We start from the raw sequence: 24,273 nt of genomic DNA, 5'->3' as shown, positions 1-24,273 counted from the left end.
GCTCGGTCTGGCAGCGACCGCTGAACCTTGGGGCCGCTTCGCCCGAAGCGTCGGACCGGCCCAGCGGGAGCAAGCTTCCACAAGCGCAATCTGAACGCCGAAGGTCATTTAGTCTTGGCCACTTTCCATGCACCGTCCATCTTGCCGTCGCCAGTCATGTCTCCGGCCTCCTTGTCCATTACGAAGGTGTACAGTGGTTTACCCTTGTAGGCCCACTGCATCGAGTCATCGTCACGCTTGATCACGGTCCAGTCCCCCTTGGATTCATCTCCTTTCTCGGCCATCAGCGGCGGCCAATTAACCGCGCACTGGCCATTGCATGCGGACTTGCCGGCCGAGTCCTTGGCAAAGGTATAAAGGGTCATACCCTTGTGGTCAGTGAACATGCCATCCTTCTCCATTGCAGGCTCGGCAGCCATCGCCAATCCAGGCAGAACCAGGGCAGCAGATATCAGCAGGGCTTTGAGAGAAACATTCACGCGCGTCATGGAAACCTTCCTTTGCAGTTGTCAGGATTCGGACTCAAAGCGTAGTCCAGGATCCCCTTTGCTGCCGCCTCAGGAAATAACTGTCACACGACTGCAATAATTCCGTTATCTAATGCGGCGCAAGACAGTTAAATGACAAGAGGATTAACCCATGGTTGGCAGGAGCATTCTGATCGTCGACGACGAGGCGCCCATTCGCGAGATGATCGCCGTTGCGTTGGAGATGGCCGGCTATGACTGCATGGAAGCAGAGAACTCCCAACAGGCCCACGCCATCATCGTCGACCGCAAGCCGGACCTGATTTTGCTGGACTGGATGCTGCCCGGCACGTCTGGCATCGAATTGGCGCGGCGCCTCAAGCGCGATGAGCTGACCGGCGACATTCCGATCATCATGCTCACCGCCAAGGGCGAAGAGGACAACAAGATCCAGGGCCTGGAAGTCGGCGCCGACGACTACATCACCAAGCCGTTTTCCCCTCGGGAACTGGTGGCGCGCCTCAAGGCCGTGCTGCGTCGTGCCGGGCCGACGGATGGCGAAGCGCCCATCGAAGTCGGCGGCCTGTTGCTCGACCCGATCAGCCACCGGGTGACCATCGACGGCAAGCCCGCCGAGATGGGCCCGACCGAATACCGCCTGCTGCAATTCTTCATGACTCACCAGGAGCGCGCCTACACCCGCGGGCAGCTGCTGGACCAGGTCTGGGGTGGCAACGTGTACGTCGAGGAACGCACCGTGGACGTGCACATCCGGCGCCTGCGCAAGGCCCTCGGCGATGCCTACGAGAATCTGGTACAAACCGTGCGCGGCACCGGGTATCGTTTCTCGACAAAGGCCTGATACGAGCCCTTACCGCCCGACAAGCTGACAAGGACGCGCGTTCACGTGAATCAAAACTGGCATGGCACCCTCATCCGCCATATGTTGTTGCTGGTTACCGGATGCCTGTTGATCGGCCTGATCACCGGATATTACGGCTGGAGCCTGGCCGTGGGGCTGGCGCTTTACCTTGCCTGGACCCTCAAGCAATTGCTGCGCCTGCATGAGTGGCTGCGCCTGCACCAACCCGACGAAGCCCCGCCCGATGGCTACGGCCTGTGGGGCGAGGTGTTCGACAGCATCTATCATCTGCAACGGCGCGACCAGCGCGTTCGTGGCCGCCTGCAAGCGGTGATCGACCGCGTCCAGGAATCCACCGCGGCGCTCAAAGACGCGGTGATCATGCTCGACAGCGAAGGCAACCTGGAGTGGTGGAACCGCGCCGCCGAAACCCTGCTGGGCCTCAAGACCCCCCAGGACAGTGGCCAACCGGTGACCAACCTGGTTCGCCATCCGCGGTTCAAGGAATATTTCGAGCAGGACAACTACTCCGAACCGCTGGAAATCCCTTCGCCCACCAACGATCGATTGCGCATCCAGCTCTACATCACCCGCTACGGCAACAACGAGCATTTGATGCTGGTGCGGGACGTGACGCGCATCCATCAGCTGGAACAGATGCGCAAGGATTTCATCGCCAACGTGTCCCACGAGCTGCGTACCCCGCTGACGGTGATCTGCGGTTACCTTGAAACCTTGCTCGACAACGTCGAGGAAGTGAACCCGCGCTGGAGCCGGGCCTTGCAGCAGATGCAGCAACAAGGCGGGCGCATGCAGACCTTGCTCAACGATTTGCTGCTGCTGGCGAAACTGGAAGCCACCGATTACCCGTCGGACAACCAGCCGGTACCCATCGACGAACTTCTGCAGATCATCGTCGAGGATGCACAGGAACTGTCCGGCCCCAAGCAACAGGCCATCACCCTCGAAGCCGACCCGGCCGTCCAGCTCAAAGGCAGCGAGGCGGAACTGCGCAGCGCGTTTTCCAACCTGGTGTTCAACGCGGTCAAGTACACGCCCGAACAAGGACGGATCCACGTCCGCTGGTGGGGCGATGAACAGGGCGCGCACCTGAGCGTGCGCGATTCCGGTATCGGCATCGACAGCAAGCACCTGCCGCGCTTGACCGAACGCTTCTACCGGGTCGACTCCAGCCGCAACTCCAACACCGGCGGCACGGGGCTGGGACTGGCCATCGTCAAACACGTCTTGCTGCGCCACCGTGCACGCATGGAAATCAGCAGCGTGCCCGGTCACGGCAGTACCTTCACCTGCCATTTCGCTCCAGCACAGGTGGTTCGCACGCGCCTTCCCAACCGCGACGAGTGACGCCGACCAGCCCTTCCCTCTAGGCAATCGCCAAGTCAGCCGCTACATTGGCTGACTTATGCCTGCCTTTTCAGGCACTGATTTCGAACCTTACGCACTTACGGAACCTGCAAAACTCCATCATGGACCCTTCCCCTGGCTTGTCCCTCGTTACGCTCTTCGCCGAATTCGGCATGATTCTCTTTGCTTTGATCCTGGTCCTGCTCAACGGATTTTTCGTTGCGGCGGAGTTCGCCATGGTCAAGCTGCGCTCGACCCGGGTCGAGGCCATCGCCGAGCAGCATGGCTGGCGTGGGCATATCCTGCGCACTGTCCATAGCCAGCTCGACGCCTACCTGTCGGCTTGCCAGCTGGGTATTACCCTCGCCTCCCTGGGCCTGGGCTGGGTCGGTGAGCCGGCGTTCGCCCATATCCTCGAGCCGTTGCTGGGCGCGATCGGTGTCGAGTCGCCGGAAGTGATCAAGGGCGTGTCGTTCTTCACTGCGTTCTTCATCATTTCCTACCTGCACATCGTGGTCGGCGAGCTGGCGCCCAAATCCTGGGCGATTCGCAAACCCGAGCTGCTGTCCTTGTGGACGGCCGCGCCGTTGTACCTGTTCTATTGGGCCATGTACCCGGCGATCTACCTGCTCAATGCCAGCGCCAACGCCATCCTGCGCATCGCCGGCCAAGGCGAGCCCGGGCCTCATCATGAACACCACTACAGCCGCGAAGAGCTGAAGCTGATCCTGCACTCCAGCCGTGGCCAGGACCCAAGCGACCAAGGCATGCGCGTGCTGGCTTCCGCCGTGGAAATGGGAGAGCTGGAAGTGGTGGACTGGGCCAACTCCCGGGAAGACCTGGTGACGCTGGAGTTCAACGCGCCGCTCAAGGAAATCCTGGCGATGTTCCGCCGCCACAAGTTCAGCCGTTATCCGGTGTACGACAGCGAGCGCCAGGAGTTCGTCGGCCTGCTGCACATCAAGGACCTGCTGCTGGAACTGGCGGCCCTGGATCACATTCCCGAATCGTTCAACCTGGCCGAACTGACCCGGCCATTGGAGCGCGTGTCGCGGCACATGCCGTTGTCGCAATTACTGGAACAATTCCGCAAGGGCGGCTCGCACTTCGCCGTGGTCGAAGAGGCCGATGGCAACATCATCGGCTACCTGACCATGGAAGACGTGCTGGAAGTGCTGGTGGGCGACATCCAGGACGAACACCGCAAGGCCGAGCGCGGCATCCTGGCCTACCAGCCGGGCAAGCTGCTGGTGCGCGGCGACACGCCGCTGTTCAAGGTCGAACGCCTGTTGGGGATCGACCTGGACCACATCGAGGCCGAGACCCTGGCCGGGCTGGTCTATGAAACCCTCAAGCGCGTGCCGGAAGAGGAAGAAGTGCTGGAAGTCGAAGGCCTGCGGATCATCATCAAGAAGATGAAGGGGCCCAAGATCATCCTGGCGAAGGTGTTGATGCTCGATTGACCGTCCCGGCGGGCCTCCTGTGGCGAGGGAGCTTGCTCCCGCTCGGCCGGTCCGACGCTTCGGGCGCAGCAGTCGTCGCTTTTTGGGCCGCTTCGCGGCCCAGCGGGAGCAAGCTCCCTCGCCACGAAAAGCCCCCGCGAACGTCTACTGCTTACCCACCGCAAAATTGGGCAGGTCGCCCACCGGTTGGTTGAACTGGTAGGGAATCGACACCAGCCCCAACCCGGTATTGCGCTGCACCACGAAATGCAGGTGCGGGCCGGAGCTGTTGCCGGTGTTGCCCGAGAGCGCCAACGGCGTACCGACCGCCACCCGCTGCCCTTCCCGTACGCTCACCGAGCCCTTTTGCAGGTGCAGATAGACGCCCATGGTCCCGTCGTCATGCAGCACGCGCACGAAGTTGCCGGAAGGGTCGGTGCCGCGTCCGGTCTGCGAGTTTTCGGTCTTGACCACCACGCCGCCCCGCGCCGCGATGATCGGCGTGCCCTCGGGCATCGCGATGTCCATGGCGTAGCGGTTCTTGGGACCGTAGTGGCTGTATTGGCCATTGGCACCCTGGCTCAATCGAAACGGCCCGCCGACCCAGGGCAGCGGGTAGCGATACGCCTGCGCGGTGCCTGCCGGGTCGCCCAGGGAATATTCGAACCTTGGGGTGTACACGAGGGGCCTGCCGGGCCGGGTGGCGGTGAGCAGCGCCAGGCGCAGGTTGCTGCGCGCCGGCATCACCCGACGAATCGGCCGGCTCGGCGCCCCGCTGACGTTGCGCAACCCGACGAAACTCAGCTCGATCTCGACGGGCGCATACAGGTCATTGCGCACGTAAACCGCGTCCGCGCCCTTCTGCTTCTTGATATCGAGGAACACCTGCCGCTCCAGGCGTTCGACCATCCGATCACGGAACACGAACACCTGGGCGCCTTTGCTGGGGCGGTCGCTATAGGAAACCACGCCATTGGCATCGGTGGATTTGTAGATGGTCATGGCCAGGGCCGGGGTGGCGGCCAGGACGAGACCACAGGCGAACAACAACGGCACGAGCATGGGCAAGAATTCTGTCGAAATGAAGGCCTGCAAAGCAGCCTAGCAGCTGGGATGGACCAGCGTAGTCGGCAGATGTTTCAAAAATGGATCAGCGGTCGGTGTTGGAGCTGATGGCCTCTTCGCGAGCAGGCTCGCTCCCACAAGGGATCTGCTGCGGACACAAATTTTGTGACAAACACAGATCAGTGTGGGAGCGAGCTTGCTCCGGGCGGCGATCCGACGAAAGCGGTCTGAGGGGCGCCGCCGTATCAGGCGCCCGGTACGAAGTGCTTCTGCGCCGTGCCACGGGCAATCAGGCGGGAGATGTAGTCGAGTTTCTGCGGGTCTTTGTCGACGAAGCGGAAGGTCAGTTGCAACCATTCGCTGTCGGGCGTCTGCTCATGGGCGACGATGGCGTGCAGGTAGCCGTTCAGACGAGCGGTCTCGGCGTTGTCGCCCTGTTCCATATCCAGTACCGAGCTTTCCAGCACTTGCGGCAGCGTATCGGTGCGCTTGACCACCAGCAGCGCTTCCTTGAGGCTCAGGGCCTTGATCACGCATTGCTGGGTGCCGCTGGACAGGCGCAACTGGCCTTGGCCACGGTTGGTCGGCGAAGCGGTGGCGGCCGGTGCCTTGACCGGCGGGCTGTTGAGCAAACCACGGGCTGGAGCAGCTGGGGCGGGCACAGGGGCGGCGGGGGCCGACGCAACAGCCGCCGTCGGGGGCTTGCCACCGGTCAGGGCGCTGAGGGAGTCATTGCCAAACGCCGAGTTCATCTTGGTCGGCGCGCTGTTCATGAGTGTGTCGAGCTTGCCAACCTTGTTCAGGGCCTGTTTGACCTTGGTCAGCAGCTGTTCATTGGTGAAAGGCTTGCTGACGTAGCCGGATACGCCGGCCTGGATGGCCTGGACCACGTTCTCCTTGTCGCCACGGCTGGTCACCATCACGAAGGGCATGCCTTTGAGGTTGTCCTGCTGGCGGCACCAGGTCAACAGTTCCAGGCCGGACATCTCCGGCATTTCCCAGTCGCACAGCACCAGGTCGAACGCTTCACGGGCCAGCAGGGCCTGGGCTTTCTTGCCGTTCACCGCGTCTTCAATGCGGATACCTGGGAAGTAGTTGCGCAGGCACTTCTTCACCAAGTCACGAATGAACGAAGCATCGTCCACGACCAACACACTGACCTTACTCATCCAGATACACCTCTAAAAAATCCCGGCAAGCATACCGCCTTACTGATGGCATATTGCCAAAAAGCTTCAGTCACGCCGGGACTTTTCGTTCGCGGGGTGCTGCTTTCGACTAAAAAAAGCGCAAAAAAAAGCCCGACCAGAAGGCCGGGCGCTTTTCTTGGCAATCTTACTTATCGTCAGTTTCACCGGGAACATTAGCGGTTTCGGACGGGGTGCCCTCCACTTCTTCCTTCATCCGCTTGAGCCCCATGTGGCGCACATCGGTGCCACGCACCAGGTAGATGACCAATTCGGAGATGTTGCGCGCATGATCGCCGATACGCTCCAGGGAACGCAGCACCCAGATGATGCTCAAGACCCGCGAGATAGAGCGTGGGTCTTCCATCATGTAGGTCGCCAGTTCACGAAGGGCGGTCTTGTATTCGCGGTCGATGATCTTGTCGTACTGCGCCACCGACAGCGCCAGGTCGGCGTCGAAACGGGCAAAGGCGTCCAGCGCGTCGCGGACCATGTTGCGCACCTGGTCGCCAATGTGGCGAACCTCGACGTAACCGCGCGGGGCTTCGCCTTCTTCGCACAATTGGATGGCACGACGGGCGATCTTGGTGGCTTCATCGCCGATCCGCTCAAGGTCGATCACCGACTTGGAGATGCTGATGATCAGGCGCAGGTCGGAAGCGGCCGGCTGGCGACGGGCAAGGATGCGCAGGCACTCTTCGTCGATGTTGCGTTCCATCTGGTTGATCTGGTCATCGATCTCGCGCACCTGCTGGGCCAGGCCGGAATCAGCCTCGATCAGCGCGGTCACCGCGTCGTTGACCTGCTTTTCCACCAGCCCGCCCATCGCCAGCAGGTGGCTGCGCACCTCTTCAAGCTCGGCGTTGAATTGCGCGGAAATGTGATGAGTGAGGCCTTCCTTCGAAATCATGGTTTTGCTCCGCAAAAGCTGTGAGCTGCAAGCTTCAAGCTGCAAGCTGATGTGTGTCGTTACTCGGATCGCTTTTTACTTGCCGCTTGCAGCTTGACGCTTGCGGCTCTAGGGCTAGCCATAGCGACCTGTGATGTAGTCCTCGGTCTGCTTCATGGCCGGATTGGTAAACAAGGTATCGGTGTCACCGAACTCCACCAGCTTGCCCATGTACATGAACGCGGTGTAGTCGGACACACGCGCCGCCTGCTGCATGTTGTGGGTCACGATGACGATGGTGAACTTGGACTTGAGCTCGTAGATCAGCTCCTCGACCTTCAGTGTCGAGATCGGGTCCAGTGCCGAGCAAGGTTCGTCGAGCAGCAGGACTTCCGGCTCCACCGCGATGGTGCGGGCGATGACCAGACGTTGCTGCTGACCGCCGGACAGGCCCAGGGCCGAATCGTGCAGGCGATCCTTGACCTCGTCCCACAGTGCCGCGCCCTTGAGGGCCCATTCCACGGCTTCGTCGAGGACCCGCTTCTTGTTGATGCCCTGGATGCGCAGGCCGTAGACCACGTTCTCGTAGATGGTTTTCGGGAACGGGTTGGGCTTCTGGAACACCATGCCAACGCGGCGGCGCAGCTCGGCCACGTCTTCGCCCTTGCGGTAGATGTTGTTGCCGTAGAGGTTGATCTCGCCTTCGACGCGGCAACCGTCCACCAGGTCGTTCATGCGGTTGAAGGTGCGCAGCAAGGTCGACTTGCCGCAGCCCGACGGGCCGATGAACGCGGTGACGCGCTGTTTCGGGATGTTCAGGCTGACGTCGTACAACGCCTGCTTCTGGCCGTAGAACAGGTTCAGGCCGGGCACTTCGATGGCGACGGTTTCCTGAGCCAGGTTCAAGCTCTGCTTGTCGCGGCCCAGGGCCGACATGTTGATGCCGTGTGTGTGTGCTTCGTGTTGCATGGGAGGCTCCCTGTGCTAACAAATTCGGTTCGGTTGGCCAATGAGTGGCCAGGCCAATTTGTGTATGTGTGGGAGCGAGCCTGCTCGCGATTCAGGCGACTCGGTCTGATTTTAGAACCGAGGTGATGCCATCGCGAGCAGGCTCGCTCCCACAGGAAATCGATGTGTAATCAACTATCCAGTGCTTTGTACTTTTCGCGCAGGTGGTTACGGATCCACACCGCCGACAGGTTCAGGATCGCGATCACCAGCACCAACAACAGCGCCGTGGCGTAGACCAGCGGGCGGGCTGCCTCGACGTTCGGGCTCTGGAAGCCGACGTCATAGATATGGAAGCCCAGGTGCATAATCTTCTGGTCCAGGTGCAGGTACGGGTAGTTGCCATCCAGCGGCAGCGACGGCGCCAGTTTCACCACGCCCACCAACATCAACGGCGCAACTTCGCCAGCGGCACGGGCCACCGCGAGGATCATGCCGGTCATCATCGCCGGGCTCGCCATCGGCAGGACGATTTTCCACAGGGTCTCGGCCTTGGTCGCGCCGAGGGCCAGAGAGCCTTCGCGCACGGTACGTGGAATCCTTGCCAGACCTTCTTCGGTGGCGACGATTACCACCGGCACCGCCAGCAACGCCAGGGTCAACGATGCCCAGAGCAGGCCTGGGGTACCGAAAGTCGGCGCCGGCAAGGCTTCGGGGAAGAACAGTCGGTCAACCGAACCGCCCAGCACGTAGACGAAGAAGCCCAGGCCGAACACGCCGTAGACGATGGCCGGGACACCGGCGAGATTGTTCACCGCAATGCGGATCAGACGGGTCATCGTCCCCTGGCGCGCGTATTCACGCAAGTAAACCGCCGCCAGCACGCCGAACGGCGTCACGATCATTGCCATGATGAGGGTCATCATCACGGTGCCGAAAATCGCCGGGAAGATACCGCCTTCAGTGTTGGCTTCACGCGGATCGTCGCTGAGGAATTCCCAGACCTTGCTGAAATAGAAACCCAGCTTGGTGAGCGTGCCCATGCCGTTTGGCTGGTAGGCATGCACCACTTTGCCGATTTCGATTTCCACTTCCTTGCCGTTGGCATCGCGGGCCGTCAGGCTGTCGCGGTTGAACTGGCCATGCAGGTCGGCCAGGCGCGCCTCGATGTCCTTGTAGCGAGCGTTGAGTTCGGCGCGTTCGCTTTCCAGATCGGCCTGGGCGGCGGCGTCGAGCTTGCCGTCCAGCTCCAGCTTGCGACCGTGCAGGCGGATGCGCTCCAGGCCAGCGTTGATCGCGCCGATGTCGGTTTTTTCCAGGGTCTTGAGCTCGTCGGCCAGTTGGTTGACCCGCTCGATACGCGCCTGCAACTGCGGCCACGCCGCTTCGCCCTCGGCGATGACCTTGCCTTGTTCCTTGACGTTGACCAGGTAGCCGTAGAAATTGCCCCACTCGCGGCGCTCAAGGGCCATCAGCTCCGGTGGTGTAGTCTGGTTGGTCAGCCAGTCGCCGACGATCCAGGTGAAGTCGGTGCCGTTGAGGTCACGGTTGCCGACCTTGACCAATTCACGGGTCATGAACTCAGGGCCTTCGTCCGGCACCGGCAGGCCAGCACTTTTCAGGCGCTCGCGAGGCACTTCTTCTTTCTGTACGACTTCGCCTACCACCAGGTGCGCAGGCATGCCCGGCACGTTGTAATTGGCGTGGATCAGGTCCGCCGGCCAGAAGTGGCCGAGGCCGCGCACGGCAATCACCGCCAGCAGGCCAATGGTCATGATGACCGCGATGGACACCGCGCCACCGCTGATCCAGACGCCAGGGGCGCCGCTCTTGAACCATCCTTTCAGGGAGTTCTGTTTCACAGACTTCTACCTTTCTTAAAGCGACGAATATTTCTTGCGCAGACGCTGACGGATCAGCTCGGCGAGGGTGTTCATGACGAAGGTGAACAACAGCAGCACCAAGGCCGACAGGAACAGCACGCGGTAATGGCTGCCCCCGACTTCGGACTCAGGCATTTCAACCGCCACGTTGGCCGCCAGGGTGCGCAGGCCTTCGAACAGGTTCATCTCCATGACCGGCGTGTTACCGGTGGCCATCAGCACGATCATGGTCTCGCCCACCGCGCGGCCCATGCCGATCATCAGCGCCGAGAAGATGCCCGGGCTGGCGGTGAGGATCACCACGCGAGTCATGGTCTGCCACGGCGTGGCGCCGAGGGCCAGAGAGCCCAGGGTCAGGCCGCGCGGCACGCTGAACACGGCGTCTTCGGCAATCGAGTAGATGTTCGGGATGACAGCGAAGCCCATCGCCAGGCCCACCACCAAGGCGTTGCGCTGGTCGTAGGTGATGCCCAGGTCATGGGAAATCCACATGCGCATGTCGCCGCCGAAGAACCAGGCTTCCAGGTACGGGCTCATGTACAGCGAGAGCCAGCCCACGAACAGGATCACTGGGATCAACAGCGCGCTTTCCCAGCCATCCGGCACCCGCAGGCGAATGGATTCCGGCAGGCGGCTGAAGACGAAGCCGGCGACGAGGATGCCGATCGGCAGCAACATCAGCAGGCTGAAGATGCCCGGCAGGTGCCCTTCGACGTACGGCGCCAGAAACAGGCCGGCGAAGAAGCCGAGGATCACCGTCGGCATCGCTTCCATCAGCTCGATCACCGGTTTGACCTTGCGGCGCATGCCCGGCGCCATGAAGTAGGCAGTGTAGATCGCGGCGGCAACCGCCAGCGGCGCGGCCAGCAGCATCGCGTAGAACGCGGCCTTCAAGGTGCCGAAGGTCAGCGGCGAAAGGCTCAACTTGGGTTCGAAGTCGGTGTTGGCGGCGGTCGATTGCCAGACGTATTTGGGTTCGTCGTAGTTTTCGTACCAGACCTTGCTCCACAACGCACTCCAGGACACTTCCGGGTGTGGGTTATCCAGCATCAACGGTTGCAGCTTGCCGCCCTGCTCCACGATCAGGCGGTTGGCCCGTGGGGACATGCCGAACAGACCTTGGCCGTCGACTACCTGATCCACCAGCAAGGTGCGGTGGGCGGTGCTGTGGAACACGCCGAGCTTGCCGGCGGTGTCGAGGGCCACGAAACCCTTGCGGCGTTCCTCGGCGCTGATCTCGACAATGGGCGCGCTGCCCATCTGGAAAGTACGAATCTGTTTGAAGCGCGATTCACCGTCCGGATCGCGAGCCATGAACCACTGGGCCAGGCCACCCTTGGAGTCGCCGATGATCAGCGAAATCCCCCCTACCAACTGGGCGGCCGCGGTGACTTGGGCATCGGCGTTCTCCAGCAGCTTGTAGCGACCGTTCAGGCTCTTTTCCCGCAGGCTGAACACGTCGGCCTGGGCGCGACCGTTGACCACGTACAACCACTGCTGGCGCGGGTCGACGAAAATGTTCTTCACCGGCTCGGTCATCTGCGGCAGGTCGATACGCGTCTGCTCGCTGGTGATTTCGCCGGTCATCATGTTTTCTTCGCTGGTCAGCGACAGCACATACAGCTGCGCGCCACTGGAGCCGGCCAGCAGCAGCGTCGAATCGGTGGCGTTGAGGCTGACGTGTTCCAAAGCCGCGCCCTGCTCGTTCAGCGCGATCGGCGCCTCGCCGTACGGGTATTCGATCGCGGGCGAAATGGTTTTCTTGCCATCGGGGTAACTGACTTTATAAGTGTGGCGGAACACCAGGGCCTGGCCGTTGGACAGGCCGATCGCCACCAATGGGCTGCCGGGCTGGTCTTCACCAATGGACGTCACACTGACGCCGGCCGGAACCGGCAGGTCGACGCGGCGCAGTTCGGCACCGCTGTCGAGGTTGTAGAACAGCGCCTGGCCCTTGTCGGAGACCCGCATGGCCACTTGGTTCTGCTCTTCGATGGCGATCATCAGCGGCTTGCCGGCGTCTTGCATCCAGGCTGGGGTGATCGAATCCTTGGCGGTCAGGTCCGCGCCCTGGAACAGGGGCAGCACCACGTAGGCGAGGAAAAAGAAAATCAGGGTAATGGCCGCCAGGACGGCGAGGCCGCCCACCAGCACGTACCAGCGGGTCAGGCGATCCTTGAGCGCACGAATGCGGCGCTTGCGTTGCAGCTCAGGCGTATTGAAGTCAATGCGCTTGGGGGGGGAAGTCGTAGTCATTGTGGAGTTGGCCAGATCATTCATGCGCACACCCTAGCGATCCTGTATGACAGAAAGATGACAGTGAAGTGACGCAACAAATCCGCCGCCAGCTAGAAGCGGCAGCGGATGGGAAAATTGGGCGGTGGCAGTGGTCTGCACTCCCACCGCAGCCCGGGCGTTGGCCCGGGCTCAGGTGTTACTGCTTGGCGACGTTGCCGCCTTCCTGCAGGCCCAGGTCAGCCAGTGCCTTGGCGGCAACTTTGGCTGGAACCGGGATGTAGCCGTCCTTGACCACGACTTCCTGGCCTTGCTTGGACAGGATCAGCTTCACGAACTCGGCTTCCAGCGGGGCCAGAGGCTTGTTCGGCGCCTTGTTGACGTAGACGTAGAGGAAACGCGACAACGGGTATTTGCCGTTCAGGGCGTTTTCTTCGGTGTCTTCGATGAATTCGCCGCCTTCTTTCTTGGCCAGGGCAACGGTTTTCACGCTGGCGGTCTTGTAGCCGATACCCGAGTAGCCGATGCCGTTAAGCGAGCTGCTGATCGACTGCACAACCGAAGCCGAACCCGGCTGCTCGTTGACGTTTGGCTTGTAGTCGCCCTTGCACAGGGCTTCTTCCTTGAAGTAGCCGTAGGTGCCGGACACCGAGTTGCGACCGAACAGCTGGACTGGCTTGTTGGCCAGGTCGCCGGTCACGCCCAGGTCGCCCCAGGTCTTGACGTCAGCCTTGGCGCCGCACAGGCGAGTCGAGGAGAAGATCGCATCGACCTGGGCCATGGTCAGGTGCTTGATCGGGTTGTCCTTGTGCACGAACACGGCCAGGGCGTCCACGGCAACCGGGATAGCGGTTGGCTTGTAGCCGTATTTCTGTTCGAAGGCCTGCAGCTCGTTGTCTTTCATCTTGCGGCTCATCGGGCCCAGGTTGGCGGTGCCTTCGGTGAGTGCGGGTGGCGCGGTGGAGGAACCGGCGGCCTGAATCTGGATGTTTACGTTCGGGTATTCTTTCTTGTAGTTCTCGGCCCACAAGGTCATCAGGTTGGCCAGGGTATCGGAGCCGACGCTGGACAGGTTGCCCGACACACCAGTGGTCTTGGTGTAGCTCGGGATCGCAGGGTCAACAGCGGCAACCGCGTTGGCAGTCGCAACGCCAGCAGCGACAAAGGTCATTGCCGCCATCAAACGCTTCAGTTTCATGCCTTACTCCTAGCAGATAGGTGTGTTAAGTCGGCCAAGTATTGGGAAGCCGTGTGAACACTCTATGGCTGAAATATGACAATTGGATGAAAGGCCAGCATTGAGGTTTGCAGGATGTTGTGGCGAAGGGATTCATCCCCTCGCCACAGGGCTGTTCGGCGCCGCTTAGCGGCCTTTCTTCCAAAGATACCCACCGATCACCATCCCGATGCCGCAGATGATCGCGACGTAATACGCCGGCCCCATCGGGCTTTCTTTCAACAGCAGGGTCACGATCATTGGCGTCAAACCGCCGAAGATTGCGTAGGCCAGGTTGTAGGAAAACGATAGCCCACTGAAGCGCACCACGGCCGGGAAGGCATTGACCATGACGTAGGGCACTGCGCCGATGGTGCCCACCAGCAAGCCACTCAAGGCGTAGAGCGGGAACAGCCACTCAGGGTGAGTGAACAGGCTGTGATAGAAGGCCCAGAACGTGATCAACAACAAACCGCTGCCAAACACGAACACCCGGCCGGCACCAAAGCGGTCGGCCAATACACCGGCGCCAATGCAACCGAAACTCAGGAATACGATTGCCAGGCTATTGGCCTGCAGCGCCGTAGTCGGGCTGAAGTGGTGCACCGTCTGCAACACCGTCGGGGTCATCAGGATGACTACGATGACGCCGGCCGACAGCAGCCACGTCAACAGCATGGAAATGACAATGGCTCCACGATGGTCGCGCAGCACGGCGCGCAACGGCACTTCTTCGGCCAAGGCCTTGCGCAATTGCAGTTCGGCAAACACCGGGGTTTCGTGCAGCCAGCGACGCAGGTACACCGAAAACAGGCCGAACACGCCGCCCAGCAGGAACGGGATTCGCCAAGCGTAATCCGCCACTTCCACCGGCGTATAAATGCTATTGATGGCGGTGGCGACCAACGAACCCAACAGAATCCCCGCCGTCAGGCCGCAGGTCAGGGTGCCGCAGGCGTAGCCGATGTGGCGCGCCGGCACGTGCTCGGAAACGAATACCCAGGCCCCCGGTACCTCGCCACCGATCGCCGCCCCCTGGATCACGCGCATCAGCAACAAGAGAATCGGCGCCCACATGCCGATCTGCGCGTAGGTCGGCAACAAACCCATGATCAGGGTCGGCACGGCCATCATGAAAATGCTCAGGGTGAACATTTTCTTGCGCCCCAGCAGGTCGCCGAAGTGAGCCATGATGATCCCGCCCAGCGGCCGGGCCAGATATCCGGCGGCAAAAATGCCAAACGTTTGCATCAGGCGCAGCCATTCGGGCATTTCAGCGGGGAAGAACAGCTTGCCGACCACGGTGGCGAAGAACACGAAAATAATGAAATCGTAGAACTCCAGCGCGCCGCCCAGGGCAGAAAGCGACAGGGTCTTGTAGTCGTTACGGGTCAGCGGACGGGCAGGTTGTGCGGGCGTCGCCGTGCTCGAAGGCGCAGTGGTCATGGCAAGGGTTTCTCTTATAGTCGGTTCTCGGCCCGACAACACTGATGAGAGCCCGGGCAGGTTCGGCACGATAGCAAATTGTTCGAAAAAGCACATAGAGGCGCGTAATTGACAGTCAAAATCAGAACCCAGTGGTCGTCTCGACGTCTATCGCCCGATATACTCGCAACCTTGCGACACTCTGTAAGGGGTTGCTGTGCGAAAACGCCGTTGGTGATGTAGTACAAGATCAGCCGGTTTCGCAGAGTTTCCCTTTGGCGCGCCTTTACGAAAAACGTGACGAACGTGGCAGTTCGGGCTGAATCGTTTTTTACAAAGACGGCTATTCACCTGAAAGACAAGACAGAGTTACGGGTCAGAGGCACCCCCGGCATGATAGAGCTCGAACAAGAAGATCCAATCCCGCAAGGCGACCTGGCCCTGCAAATCACCGCGCTTCCCCGTGATACCAACGGCTTCGGCGACATTTTCGGCGGCTGGCTGGTGTCCCAGATGGACCTGGCGGGCACTGCGATGGCCAGCAAGGTGGCGGGCGGCCGCGTGGCGACCGTTGCGATTGATCGCATGGCGTTCCTGGTACCGGTGGCGGTGGGTGCGCAGTTGTCCTTCTATACCCAGGCGTTGGAGATCGGCCGCAGCTCGATCCAGATGATGGTCGAGGTGTGGAGCGATGATCCGTTGTCCAGCGAATGGCGCAAGGTCACCGAAGCGGTGTTCGTCTTCGTCGCCATCGACGGCAGTGGCCGCACTCGCTCGGTTCCACCACGCGCCCGTTAAACGCGGGGGCCGTTTTGCGGTCCATTGCAGTCCATGTTCCTGAACGAGATGCGTCCCATGCCTACGCCCAATGTCGAAGCCGTCAAACTGGATGAACTGAACGGTTGGCGCATCCGCCACGGTCAGGCCGAGTTGCTGGTGGCCCAGCAAGGCGCGCATATCCTCAGCTATCAGGTGGATGGCCAGCCGCCGCTGATCTGGCTCAATGACCAGGCTACGTTCAAGGCGGGCAAGAGCATCCGCGCCGGTGTGCCGGTGTGCTGGCCCTGGTTCGGCAACCTGACCCGCAACCCCGACAGCATCCAGGCCATGCGCGTCAGCAATGAACCGGCCACGGCCCACGGCCTGGTGCGAGCGATGGATTGGGAATTGAAAGGCATCGAGGCCGTGGGCGAGCGCCTGAAAATCGAATTCATGCTGCCCTACCCGGAAAACGGCCTGCCTGGGTGGCCCCATCAGGTCGACCTGACGCTGACCATCGTGATGGATGAGCAACTGCATATCCGCCTCACCAGCCATAACCGAGGCAGCGAGACCGTCAGCCTCAGCCAGGCGCTGCACAGCTATTTCGCGGTCAGCGATGTGCGCAACGTACAGGTCGACGGGGTCGACGGCCTGGACTACATCGAGACGCTGGACGACTGGAATACACACACCCAGGCGGGCGACCTGCGCTTCGTCGGTGAAACCGACCGTATCTATCTCGATACCCCACCGACACTGAGCATCGTCGACCCCCATTGGAATCGACGCATAGAACTGACCGCAAGCGGATCACGCTCGGCGGTGATCTGGAACCCCTGGACCGATCGCGCCAAGGCCTTCAGCGACATGGCCGACGATGGCTGGCAGCGCATGCTTTGCATCGAGACGGCCAACGTGATGGATGATGCGGTGACGTTGTTGCCGGACGCCAGCCATACCCTTGGCGTGAGTATTTGCAGCAAGCCGCTCTGACACCGCAAGGCTACTGTGGGAGCGAGCTTGCTCGCGATAGCGGACTGACAGTCAACACCTGCATCGACTGACGTATCGCCATCGCGAGCAAGCTCGCTCCCACAATTGGAACTGTGTCAGGTCAACCGGCCGGTCACAAATCCGCCTCCTGCACCACCCTCACCTTCTCCGCATCCAGCGCATACGCCGCGCTCGCCAGGTCGTTGTCGACCTTCTCGATCTTCAGGGTGCCGGTGACCCACAGCGGCGTATAGATGTCGTCGAGCTTCACGCCCTTGGGATAGCGCACCAGTACCAATTGATTGGGCGGCGGCGGGGGAACGTGGATGCAGGCGCCCGGGTAAGGCACCAGGAAAAACAACGTGCTGCGGCCTTTGGCGTCGGCCTCCAAAGGAACCGGATAGCCGCCAATGCGCAGGTGCTTGTCATTCATTGACGCCACGGTCTTGGTCGAGTACATCACCGCCGGCAAGCCTTTGCTTTGCTTCAAGCCACCTTTTTCAGTGAAGGTGCCACTGGCTTCGGGGGAGTCGTGATCGATCTCGGGCATCGCCTCGAGGGCTTTCTGGTCCGACTTGGGCATCAGTTCGAGCCAGTCGGTTTCCGGTAGCTCGGCGGCGTGGGCCAGGCCACTGCCCAGCAAAAGAAGGGTCAACACTAGACGGCGCATGAAAGGGCTCGGCAATGAATGGAATGAAACGCCGGGCAGTTTAGCCCTCTCCGTGCGCCGCGCGGAGAGGGCTTCATCAGGTTTGATCAGTTTCTTTTGATCAGGCCGTAGATCACCAGCAACACGATGGCACCCACCAGGGCGCCGATGAAGCCCGCGCCTTCGCCGGCCTGATAGATGCCCAGGGCCTGGCCGCCGTAAGTGGCCGCCAACGAACCGCCGATACCGAGCAGGATAGTCATGATCCAGCCCATGCTGTCATCGCCGGGCTTCAGGAAGCGTGCGAGCAGGCCAACGATCAAGCCGATTAAAATGGTTCCGATGATTCCCATGGCATTTCCCTCTGATTGAACGCTAAGCCAAAACCCTGATCGGGTTTTGGCACTTAGCCATGAGAGAGGTTAGCCGATGAATGGTTCCACCGCCGTTGCAGACTATTGTTCGGCGATCAGCGTTTCGACCTTGATGATCTGCTGGGCCAGCGTGGCACGGTCGGCGCAACGCAGGTTGGCGTGGCCAACCTTGCGCCCCACTTTGAAAGCCTTGCCATAGTGATGCAGGTGGCAGTCGGCGATTGCCAGGACTTTCTCGGTGTCCGGCACTTTGCCGATGAAATTCAGCATCGCGCTTTCACCGACCTTGGCGGTCGACCCCAGCGGCAACCCAGCGACCGCCCGCAGGTGGTTTTCGAACTGGCTGCACTCGGCGCCTTCAGTGGTCCAGTGCCCGGAGTTGTGGACACGCGGGGCGATTTCGTTGGCCTTGAGGCCGCCGTCCACTTCGAAGAACTCGAACGCCATCACACCAACGTAGTCAAGCTGCTTGAGCACGCGGCTGGAGTAGTCTTCGGCCAGGGCTTGCAGTGGATGGTCGGTGCTGGCGACGGACAGCTTGAGAATCCCGTCCTTGTGGGTGTTGTGCACCAGCGGGTAGAAGCGGATTTCACCGTCGCGGGCACGCACGGCGATGAGCGAGACTTCACCGGTGAACGGCACGAAACCTTCCAGCAGGCAGCCGACGCTGCCCAGCTCGGCAAAAGTGCCGGCGACATCTTCAGGGTTGCGCAGGACTTTCTGGCCCTTGCCGTCGTAACCCAGGGTACGGGTCTTGAGCACGGCCGGCAGGCCAATTGAAGCGACCGCGGCTTCCAGGTCAGCCTGGGACTGGATGTCGGCAAAGGCCGGCGTCGGGATGCCCAGGTCCTTGAACATGTTCTTTTCGAACCAACGGTCGCGGGCGATACGCAGGGCTTCGGCGCTCGGGTAGACCGGGACGAACTGGGACAGGAAGGCCACGGTTTCAGCCGGGACGCTTTCGAACTCGAAGGTCACCAGGTCGACCTCATCGGCCAATTGGCGCAAGTGATCCTGGTCGCCATAATCGGCCCGCAGGTGTTCACCCAAGGCAGCGGCACAGGCGTCCGGCGCCGGGTCCAGGAAAGCGAAGTTCATCCCCAGCGGCGTACCCGCCAGGGCCAACATGCGACCCAACTGGCCGCCACCGATTACACCGATCTTCATTCTTCAACAACCTCAGGCAATGCGTGGGTCCGGATTGTCCAGGACGCTGTCTGTCTGCTCAGCGCGGAATTTTTTCAGCACGGTATGAAATTGGGGATGCTTGGCGCCCAGGATACTCGCCGACAGCAGGGCGGCATTGATCGCGCCGGCCTTGCCGATGGCCAGGGTAGCGACCGGAATGCCGGCCGGCATCTGCACGATCGATAGCAACGAATCGACACCCGAGAGCATCGAGGACTGCACCGGCACGCCCAGTACTGGCAAATGAGTCTTGGCCGCACACATGCCTGGCAAGTGGGCCGCACCACCGGCGCCGGCGATGATCACTTCGATGCCACGCGCGTCGGCTTCTTCGGCGTACTGGAACAGCAGGTCCGGGGTACGGTGGGCAGACACCACTTTCACCTCGTAAGGGATGCCGAGCTTTTCCAGCATATCGGCGGTGTGGCTAAGGGTGGACCAATCGGACTTGGAGCCCATGATCACGCCAACCAGTGCACTCATCGTCGTGCCTCTTCTCTCTGGGCGCCCTGGGGCGCGTCAAAAAACAACAAGCCACGCAGGAAACCGGCGTGGCTTGTTGTACGAATGATGGCCGGATGAACCGACCGAAGGCCGGGCAGTATACCGAAAACGAAGGATTAAACGCACTTTCGCCGACCATCTGCCTTTTGTGCTGAAGCGGTGGTTTTATTGACTTAGAAGTCAATGTTGCAGCATTGCAAATCCCTGTGTGGGAGCGAGCCTGCTCGCGATAGCGGTGTATCAGTCGAGCAAGTATTGCCTGCTAGTCCGCCATCGCGAGCAGCCTCGCTCCCACAGGGTTTGCAGTGCTATCAAGATCCCGTGACACCCTGCACTACCCCACCCTCGAGCTTGCGCCACAGCAACCGCACATTGGCCTTGCGCACCAGGGCGCAGCGGTACAGGCGGATCTCCAGCGGGACATGCCATTGCGCCCCGCCGCAGATCACCAGCTCGCCCCGGGCCAGTTCGTTGCGCACGCTCAGGTGAGGCACCCAGGCGATGCCCAGCCCTTCCAGGGCCATGCTTTTCAGGCTGTCGGCCATGGCCGTCTCGTACACCGTGGTAAAGCGCAGCGCACGCTGGCGCAGCAATTGGTTCACCGAACGCCCGAGAAATGCCCCCGCGCTGTAGGCCAACAGCGGCACGCTGGCTTCGCCTTCGAGGTCGAACAACGGCCTTGCGTGTGGATCGGCCGCGCACACCGGCAACATCTCGGTCTGGCCCAAGTGCAACGAAGGGAAAATCTCTGGATCCATCTGCATGGCTGAATCGGGGTCATAAAAAGCCAGCATCAAGTCACAACCGCCCTCGCGCAAGGCGTGCACGGCATCGCCGACGTTCGTGGCGACCAGCCGCGTGGCGATGTTCATGCCTTCGTTACGCAGTTGAGCGATCCAACGGGGGAAGAAGCCCAGCGCCAGGGAGTGGGCCGCCGCCACCTGGATGACTTCTCCCTGCCCGCCTTCGAGATGATGCAGATGCCGCAGCACTTCGCCCAACTGCTCGACCACCGTGCGCGCCGTCACCAGAAACAACTGCCCCGCCGCCGTCAATTCGATCGGCGTGCGCGAGCGGTTGACCAGCGTCAGCCCCAGCGCCGCTTCAAGGCTGCGGATCCGTCGGCTGAAGGCCGGTTGCGTCACGAAGCGGCGTTCGGCCGCCTGGGAAAAGCTGCGCGTCGCGGCCAAGGCACTGAAGTCCTCGAGCCATTTGCTTTCTAGATTCATTACCGTCCTCCCGAGGGACGCACCAAAACAGGTCACACGCTCGCCGCACTGTCGGCGTCACACGGGCATTATGCCGAATATGCATAGGCCAGTGTTTAACAGCATTGGCCCAAATTTTTCTGAAAGCCTAGGATTCACAGCGTTCCGGCTCTGACCGGGTCCTTATTGAGATGATTTCCATCATGTCCTCCGCTGCATCATTCCGCACAGAAAAAGACCTGCTTGGCGTACTCGAAGTACCGGCGCAAGCGTATTACGGCATCCAGACCCTACGAGCGATCAACAACTTTCGTCTCTCCGGTGTCCCGATCTCGCATTACCCAAAACTGGTGGTCGGTCTGGCAATGGTCAAGCAAGCCGCCGCTGACGCCAACCGTGAGTTGGGCCAGCTCAGCGAAGCCAAGCACGCCGCGATCAGCGAAGCTTGTGCACGGTTGATCCGCGGAGATTTCCACGAAGAATTCGTGGTGGACATGATCCAGGGCGGCGCCGGCACGTCGACCAACATGAATGCAAACGAAGTCATCGCCAACATCGCGCTGGAGGCCATGGGTCACCAGAAGGGCGAATACCAGTACCTGCACCCCAACAACGACGTGAACATGGCGCAGTCCACCAACGACGCCTACCCGACCGCGATCCGCCTGGGTCTGCTGCTGGGCCACGACGCGTTGCTGGCCAGCCTCGACAGCCTGATCCAGGCGTTTGCCGCCAAGGGTGAGGAATTCAGCCACGTCTTGAAAATGGGCCGCACCCAACTGCAAGACGCCGTGCCGATGACCCTCGGCCAGGAATTCCGTGCCTTCGCCACCACCCTGAGCGAAGACCTGGCGCGCCTGAAGACCCTGGCGCCCGAGCTGCTGACCGAAGTGAACCTGGGCGGCACCGCCATCGGCACCGGCATCAATGCCGACCCACGCTATCAGGCCCTGGCCGTACAGCGCCTGGCAACCATCAGCGGCCAGCCGCTGGTGCCGGCCGCCGACCTGATCGAAGCCACCTCCGACATGGGCGCCTTCGTGCTGTTCTCCGGCATGCTCAAGCGCACCGCGGTCAAGCTCTCGAAGATCTGCAACGACCTGCGCCTGCTGTCCAGCGGTCCACGCACCGGCATCAACGAAATCAACCTGCCGGCCCGCCAGCCAGGCAGCTCGATCATGCCGGGCAAGGTCAACCCGGTGATTCCGGAAGCGGTCAACCAAGTGGCATTCCAGATCATCGGCAACGACCTGGCCCTGACCATGGCGGCCGAAGGCGGCCAACTACAACTGAACGTGATGGAGCCGCTGATCGCCTTCAAGATCTTCGACTCGATCCGCCTGCTGCAACGGGCCATGGACATGCTGCGCGAGCACTGCATCGTCGGCATCACCGCCAACGAAGCGCGCTGCCGCGAGCTGGTCGAGCACTCGATCGGCCTGGTCACCGCCCTGAACCCGTACATCGGCTATGAAAACGCCACCCGCATCGCCCGTGTTGCCCTGGAAAGCGGCCGCGGCGTGCTGGAGCTGGTGCGCGAAGAAGGCTTGCTCGACGACGCCATGCTCGACGACATCCTGCGCCCGGAAAACATGATTGCTCCGCGTCTGGTCCCGCTCAAGGCTTGATCGACGCCACCACCGCTCACCAGGTCGAGGGACTAGACACCTCTCACCTTTTGAGGGCTTGGGGACTCGTACCCCAAGCCCTTTTTTTTAACCGTCAACTGAGGCGCCAGCGAAATTTGTAGGAACAAGCCTGCTCGCGACAAACAACGACGCGCTGCCGTTGTACCCCGCGTCGCCAGCCATCGCGAACCGGCTTGCTCCTTCAGGAACCTGACCGAAAGGCCAGGAGATAAAAGGGTTCGTTTCGTCGTATGCACCACAACTGTGCAGACGGGCGTCGCACTGATAGGTATAGTGCCGCCCCTCTTCGCATGGGTGGTCGTCGTCAACGAGGCCTCGAAACATGCGAAAACCGAACTAATAACAAACCCGCGAAGTGGACCGGGACGAAACATCGCCCCCTCTGTCGAGCCGCGTGCCGACGGATGTAACACGATGTTTCCAAATGGCCAGCATTTGCTTTTAACAAAAAACAGCGAGGAATACTCATGCTCGAAGTCATCAACGACTTCCTCTCAGGGAAAGTGCTGATCGCGCTCATTGTCGGGCTCGGTGGCTACTTCACGATCCGCTCGCGTTTCGTCCAGTTCCGTCATTTCTTTCATATGTTCGCGGTGTTCCGTGACAGCCTGAAAAGCAGCACCGACCAGCTCAGTTCGTTCCAGGCCTTGATGCTCAGCCTGGCCGGCCGCGTCGGCGCGGGCAACATCGCCGGTGTCGGCATTGCCGTGACCCTCGGTGGTCCGGGTGCGGTGTTCTGGATGTGGGTGACCGCGCTGGTCGGCATGTCCAGCAGCTTCTTCGAATGCTCCCTCGGCCAGCTCTACAAGCGCTGCGACTCCGAAGGCCAGTACCGTGGCGGCCCGTCCTATTACATCCAGCACGGCCTGCAGAAGCGCTGGTTGGGCATGATCATGGCATTCCTGCTGCTGATCACCTTTGGCTTCGCCTTCAACGGCCTGCAAGCCCACGCCGTGACTCACTCGTTGAACAACGCCTTTGGCCTCGACACCACCTACACCGGTTTGGGCCTGGCGGTATTGCTGGGCCTGGTGTTCATCGGCGGGATCAAGCGTATCGCCAAAGTGGCCGACCTGCTGGTACCGGTCAAGACCCTGGCGTATATCGCCGTGACCCTCTACGTGATCGTGCTGCAGTTCGAACACGTGCCGGGCATGCTGGCGACTATCGTCAAGAGCGCCTTTGGCCTGGACCAGGCTTTCGGTGGCCTGATTGGCAGCGCCATTGTCATGGGCGTCAAGCGTGGCGTATTCGCCAACGAAGCCGGCCTGGGCAGCGCGCCTAACGTCGCGGCCGTTGCGTCCGTCGAGCACCCGGTCGCCCAAGGCGTGGTCCAGGCGTTCAGCGTGTTCCTGGATACCTTCGTGATCTGCACCTGCACCGCGCTGCTGATCCTGTTGTCGGGCTTCTACACTCCAGGTTTCGAAGGCGACGGCATTGCCCTGACCCAGAACTCCCTGGCGGCCGTGGTCGGTGACTGGGGCCGGGTCTTCATCTCCGTGGCCCTGTCGTTGTTCGTCTTCACCTCGATCCTCTACAACTACTACCTGGGCGAAAACAACCTGCGCTTCATGCTGGGTGAAAACCGCAAGGCGCTGATGGCGTATCGCACCCTGGTCCTGGCACTGATTTTCTGGGGCGCCATCGAGAACCTGGGCACCGTGTTCGCGTTCGCCGACATCACCATGACCCTGCTGGCGTTCGTGAACCTGATCGCGCTGTTCCTGCTGTTCAAAGTCGGCATGCGCATCCTGCGCGACTACGACGACCAGCGCTCGGCCGGCATCAAGGTGCCTGTCTTCGATTCGAGCAAGTTCCCTGACCTGGACCTGGACCGCAAAGCCTGGCCAGCGAGCCCGTCGGCGCCTGCCGCCGATTCCGGCAACGCTCCGGCAAGCCTGGCTGCAGCGCAACGCTGATCAACGGTCTGTTGGAAAAAAACCGGGCGCATCCCCTGCG

The 24,273-nt window shown here is 61.3% G+C and carries 21 protein-coding genes; 7 read left to right on the top strand and 14 right to left on the bottom strand.

The window, feature by feature from the left end:
* Positions 1-104: 104 nt before the first annotated feature.
* Complete coding sequence (locus tag J3P92_RS00820) at positions 105-488, bottom strand: COG4315 family predicted lipoprotein (RefSeq protein ID WP_434649634.1); 384 nt, start codon at positions 486-488, stop codon at positions 105-107.
* A 151-nt stretch (positions 489-639) separates the two neighbouring features.
* On the opposite strand from J3P92_RS00820, the gene phoB reads away from it, so the two are divergent.
* The 3 genes from phoB to J3P92_RS00805 all read left to right on the top strand — a co-directional run bounded on the left by phoB (position 640) and on the right by J3P92_RS00805 (position 4,160).
* Positions 640-1,329, top strand: a complete 690-nt coding sequence (gene phoB, locus J3P92_RS00815) for a phosphate regulon transcriptional regulator PhoB (RefSeq protein ID WP_003177195.1) — start codon at positions 640-642, stop codon at positions 1,327-1,329.
* An 81-nt stretch (positions 1,330-1,410) separates the two neighbouring features.
* Positions 1,411-2,697 (top strand): phosphate regulon sensor histidine kinase PhoR, encoded by a 1,287-nt coding sequence (gene phoR / locus J3P92_RS00810; RefSeq protein WP_434651217.1) that lies wholly within the window; start codon positions 1,411-1,413, stop codon positions 2,695-2,697.
* 122 nt (positions 2,698-2,819) lie between these two features.
* Entirely contained in the window at positions 2,820-4,160 is a 1,341-nt protein-coding gene (locus J3P92_RS00805; RefSeq protein WP_420767116.1) for a hemolysin family protein, read from the top strand.
* 144 nt (positions 4,161-4,304) lie between these two features.
* On the opposite strand, the gene J3P92_RS00800 is transcribed toward J3P92_RS00805, so the two are convergent.
* The 8 genes from J3P92_RS00800 to J3P92_RS00765 all read right to left on the bottom strand — a co-directional run bounded on the left by J3P92_RS00800 (position 4,305) and on the right by J3P92_RS00765 (position 15,008).
* Positions 4,305-5,201: a peptidoglycan DD-metalloendopeptidase family protein gene (locus J3P92_RS00800; protein ID WP_420767115.1), complete on the bottom strand. Its 897-nt coding sequence runs from the start codon at positions 5,199-5,201 to the stop codon at positions 4,305-4,307.
* Between the two features lie 248 nt (positions 5,202-5,449).
* Entirely contained in the window at positions 5,450-6,373 is a 924-nt protein-coding gene (locus tag J3P92_RS00795) for a response regulator (RefSeq protein ID WP_434649632.1), read from the bottom strand.
* A gap of 166 nt (positions 6,374-6,539) precedes the next feature.
* Positions 6,540-7,301, bottom strand: coding sequence for a phosphate signaling complex protein PhoU (gene phoU / locus J3P92_RS00790; protein WP_030139132.1), 762 nt, complete (start codon positions 7,299-7,301; stop codon positions 6,540-6,542).
* 114 nt (positions 7,302-7,415) lie between these two features.
* Positions 7,416-8,249 (bottom strand): phosphate ABC transporter ATP-binding protein PstB, encoded by an 834-nt coding sequence (gene pstB, locus J3P92_RS00785; RefSeq protein WP_420767113.1) that lies wholly within the window; start codon positions 8,247-8,249, stop codon positions 7,416-7,418.
* A 170-nt stretch (positions 8,250-8,419) separates the two neighbouring features.
* On the bottom strand, positions 8,420-10,090 hold the full coding sequence (gene pstA / locus J3P92_RS00780; protein WP_420767112.1) for a phosphate ABC transporter permease PstA: 1,671 nt from the start codon (positions 10,088-10,090) through the stop codon (positions 8,420-8,422).
* A gap of 15 nt (positions 10,091-10,105) precedes the next feature.
* The gene (locus tag J3P92_RS00775; RefSeq protein WP_434651215.1) at positions 10,106-12,139 is read right to left on the bottom strand and encodes an ABC transporter permease subunit; all 2,034 of its coding nucleotides are present in this window, start codon (positions 12,137-12,139) and stop codon (positions 10,106-10,108) included.
* Between the two features lie 406 nt (positions 12,140-12,545).
* Positions 12,546-13,544 (bottom strand): phosphate ABC transporter substrate-binding protein PstS, encoded by a 999-nt coding sequence (locus J3P92_RS00770; RefSeq protein ID WP_053127032.1) that lies wholly within the window; start codon positions 13,542-13,544, stop codon positions 12,546-12,548.
* A gap of 165 nt (positions 13,545-13,709) precedes the next feature.
* Positions 13,710-15,008: an MFS transporter gene (locus J3P92_RS00765; RefSeq protein ID WP_434649630.1), complete on the bottom strand. Its 1,299-nt coding sequence runs from the start codon at positions 15,006-15,008 to the stop codon at positions 13,710-13,712.
* A gap of 372 nt (positions 15,009-15,380) precedes the next feature.
* Here J3P92_RS00765 and J3P92_RS00760 point away from each other — a divergent pair, with 372 nt between their 5' ends.
* Positions 15,381-15,785 (top strand): acyl-CoA thioesterase, encoded by a 405-nt coding sequence (locus J3P92_RS00760; protein ID WP_030139126.1) that lies wholly within the window; start codon positions 15,381-15,383, stop codon positions 15,783-15,785.
* 57 nt (positions 15,786-15,842) lie between these two features.
* Positions 15,843-16,742 (top strand): D-hexose-6-phosphate mutarotase, encoded by a 900-nt coding sequence (locus tag J3P92_RS00755; protein WP_434649628.1) that lies wholly within the window; start codon positions 15,843-15,845, stop codon positions 16,740-16,742.
* Positions 16,743-16,875: 133 nt separating this feature from the next.
* On the opposite strand, the gene J3P92_RS00750 is transcribed toward J3P92_RS00755, so the two are convergent.
* From J3P92_RS00750 to J3P92_RS00730, 5 genes are all read right to left on the bottom strand, one after another.
* Positions 16,876-17,412: a DUF3299 domain-containing protein gene (locus tag J3P92_RS00750; protein WP_434649626.1), complete on the bottom strand. Its 537-nt coding sequence runs from the start codon at positions 17,410-17,412 to the stop codon at positions 16,876-16,878.
* An 86-nt stretch (positions 17,413-17,498) separates the two neighbouring features.
* Positions 17,499-17,744 (bottom strand): GlsB/YeaQ/YmgE family stress response membrane protein, encoded by a 246-nt coding sequence (locus J3P92_RS00745; protein ID WP_186611365.1) that lies wholly within the window; start codon positions 17,742-17,744, stop codon positions 17,499-17,501.
* 102 nt (positions 17,745-17,846) lie between these two features.
* The gene (locus J3P92_RS00740) at positions 17,847-18,932 is read right to left on the bottom strand and encodes a 5-(carboxyamino)imidazole ribonucleotide synthase (protein ID WP_420767107.1); all 1,086 of its coding nucleotides are present in this window, start codon (positions 18,930-18,932) and stop codon (positions 17,847-17,849) included.
* A gap of 12 nt (positions 18,933-18,944) precedes the next feature.
* Positions 18,945-19,436, bottom strand: a complete 492-nt coding sequence (purE, locus tag J3P92_RS00735) for a 5-(carboxyamino)imidazole ribonucleotide mutase (protein ID WP_420767106.1) — start codon at positions 19,434-19,436, stop codon at positions 18,945-18,947.
* 332 nt (positions 19,437-19,768) lie between these two features.
* Positions 19,769-20,686, bottom strand: coding sequence for a LysR substrate-binding domain-containing protein (locus J3P92_RS00730; RefSeq protein ID WP_420767105.1), 918 nt, complete (start codon positions 20,684-20,686; stop codon positions 19,769-19,771).
* A gap of 182 nt (positions 20,687-20,868) precedes the next feature.
* Between J3P92_RS00730 and aspA the strand changes: the two genes are divergently transcribed.
* Positions 20,869-22,293, top strand: coding sequence for an aspartate ammonia-lyase (aspA, locus tag J3P92_RS00725; protein WP_030139110.1), 1,425 nt, complete (start codon positions 20,869-20,871; stop codon positions 22,291-22,293).
* A 488-nt stretch (positions 22,294-22,781) separates the two neighbouring features.
* Positions 22,782-24,233, top strand: coding sequence for an alanine/glycine:cation symporter family protein (locus tag J3P92_RS00720; RefSeq protein WP_434608791.1), 1,452 nt, complete (start codon positions 22,782-22,784; stop codon positions 24,231-24,233).
* Positions 24,234-24,273: the final 40 nt, after the last annotated feature.

The organism is Pseudomonas sp. D3-27 (genome assembly GCF_051132165.1).
In the GTDB taxonomy this organism is placed as follows: Bacteria; Pseudomonadota; Gammaproteobacteria; order Pseudomonadales; family Pseudomonadaceae; genus Aquipseudomonas.
Note: the sequence above shows the minus strand (reverse complement) of the source record. Positions and strands in the feature narration are given on the sequence as shown.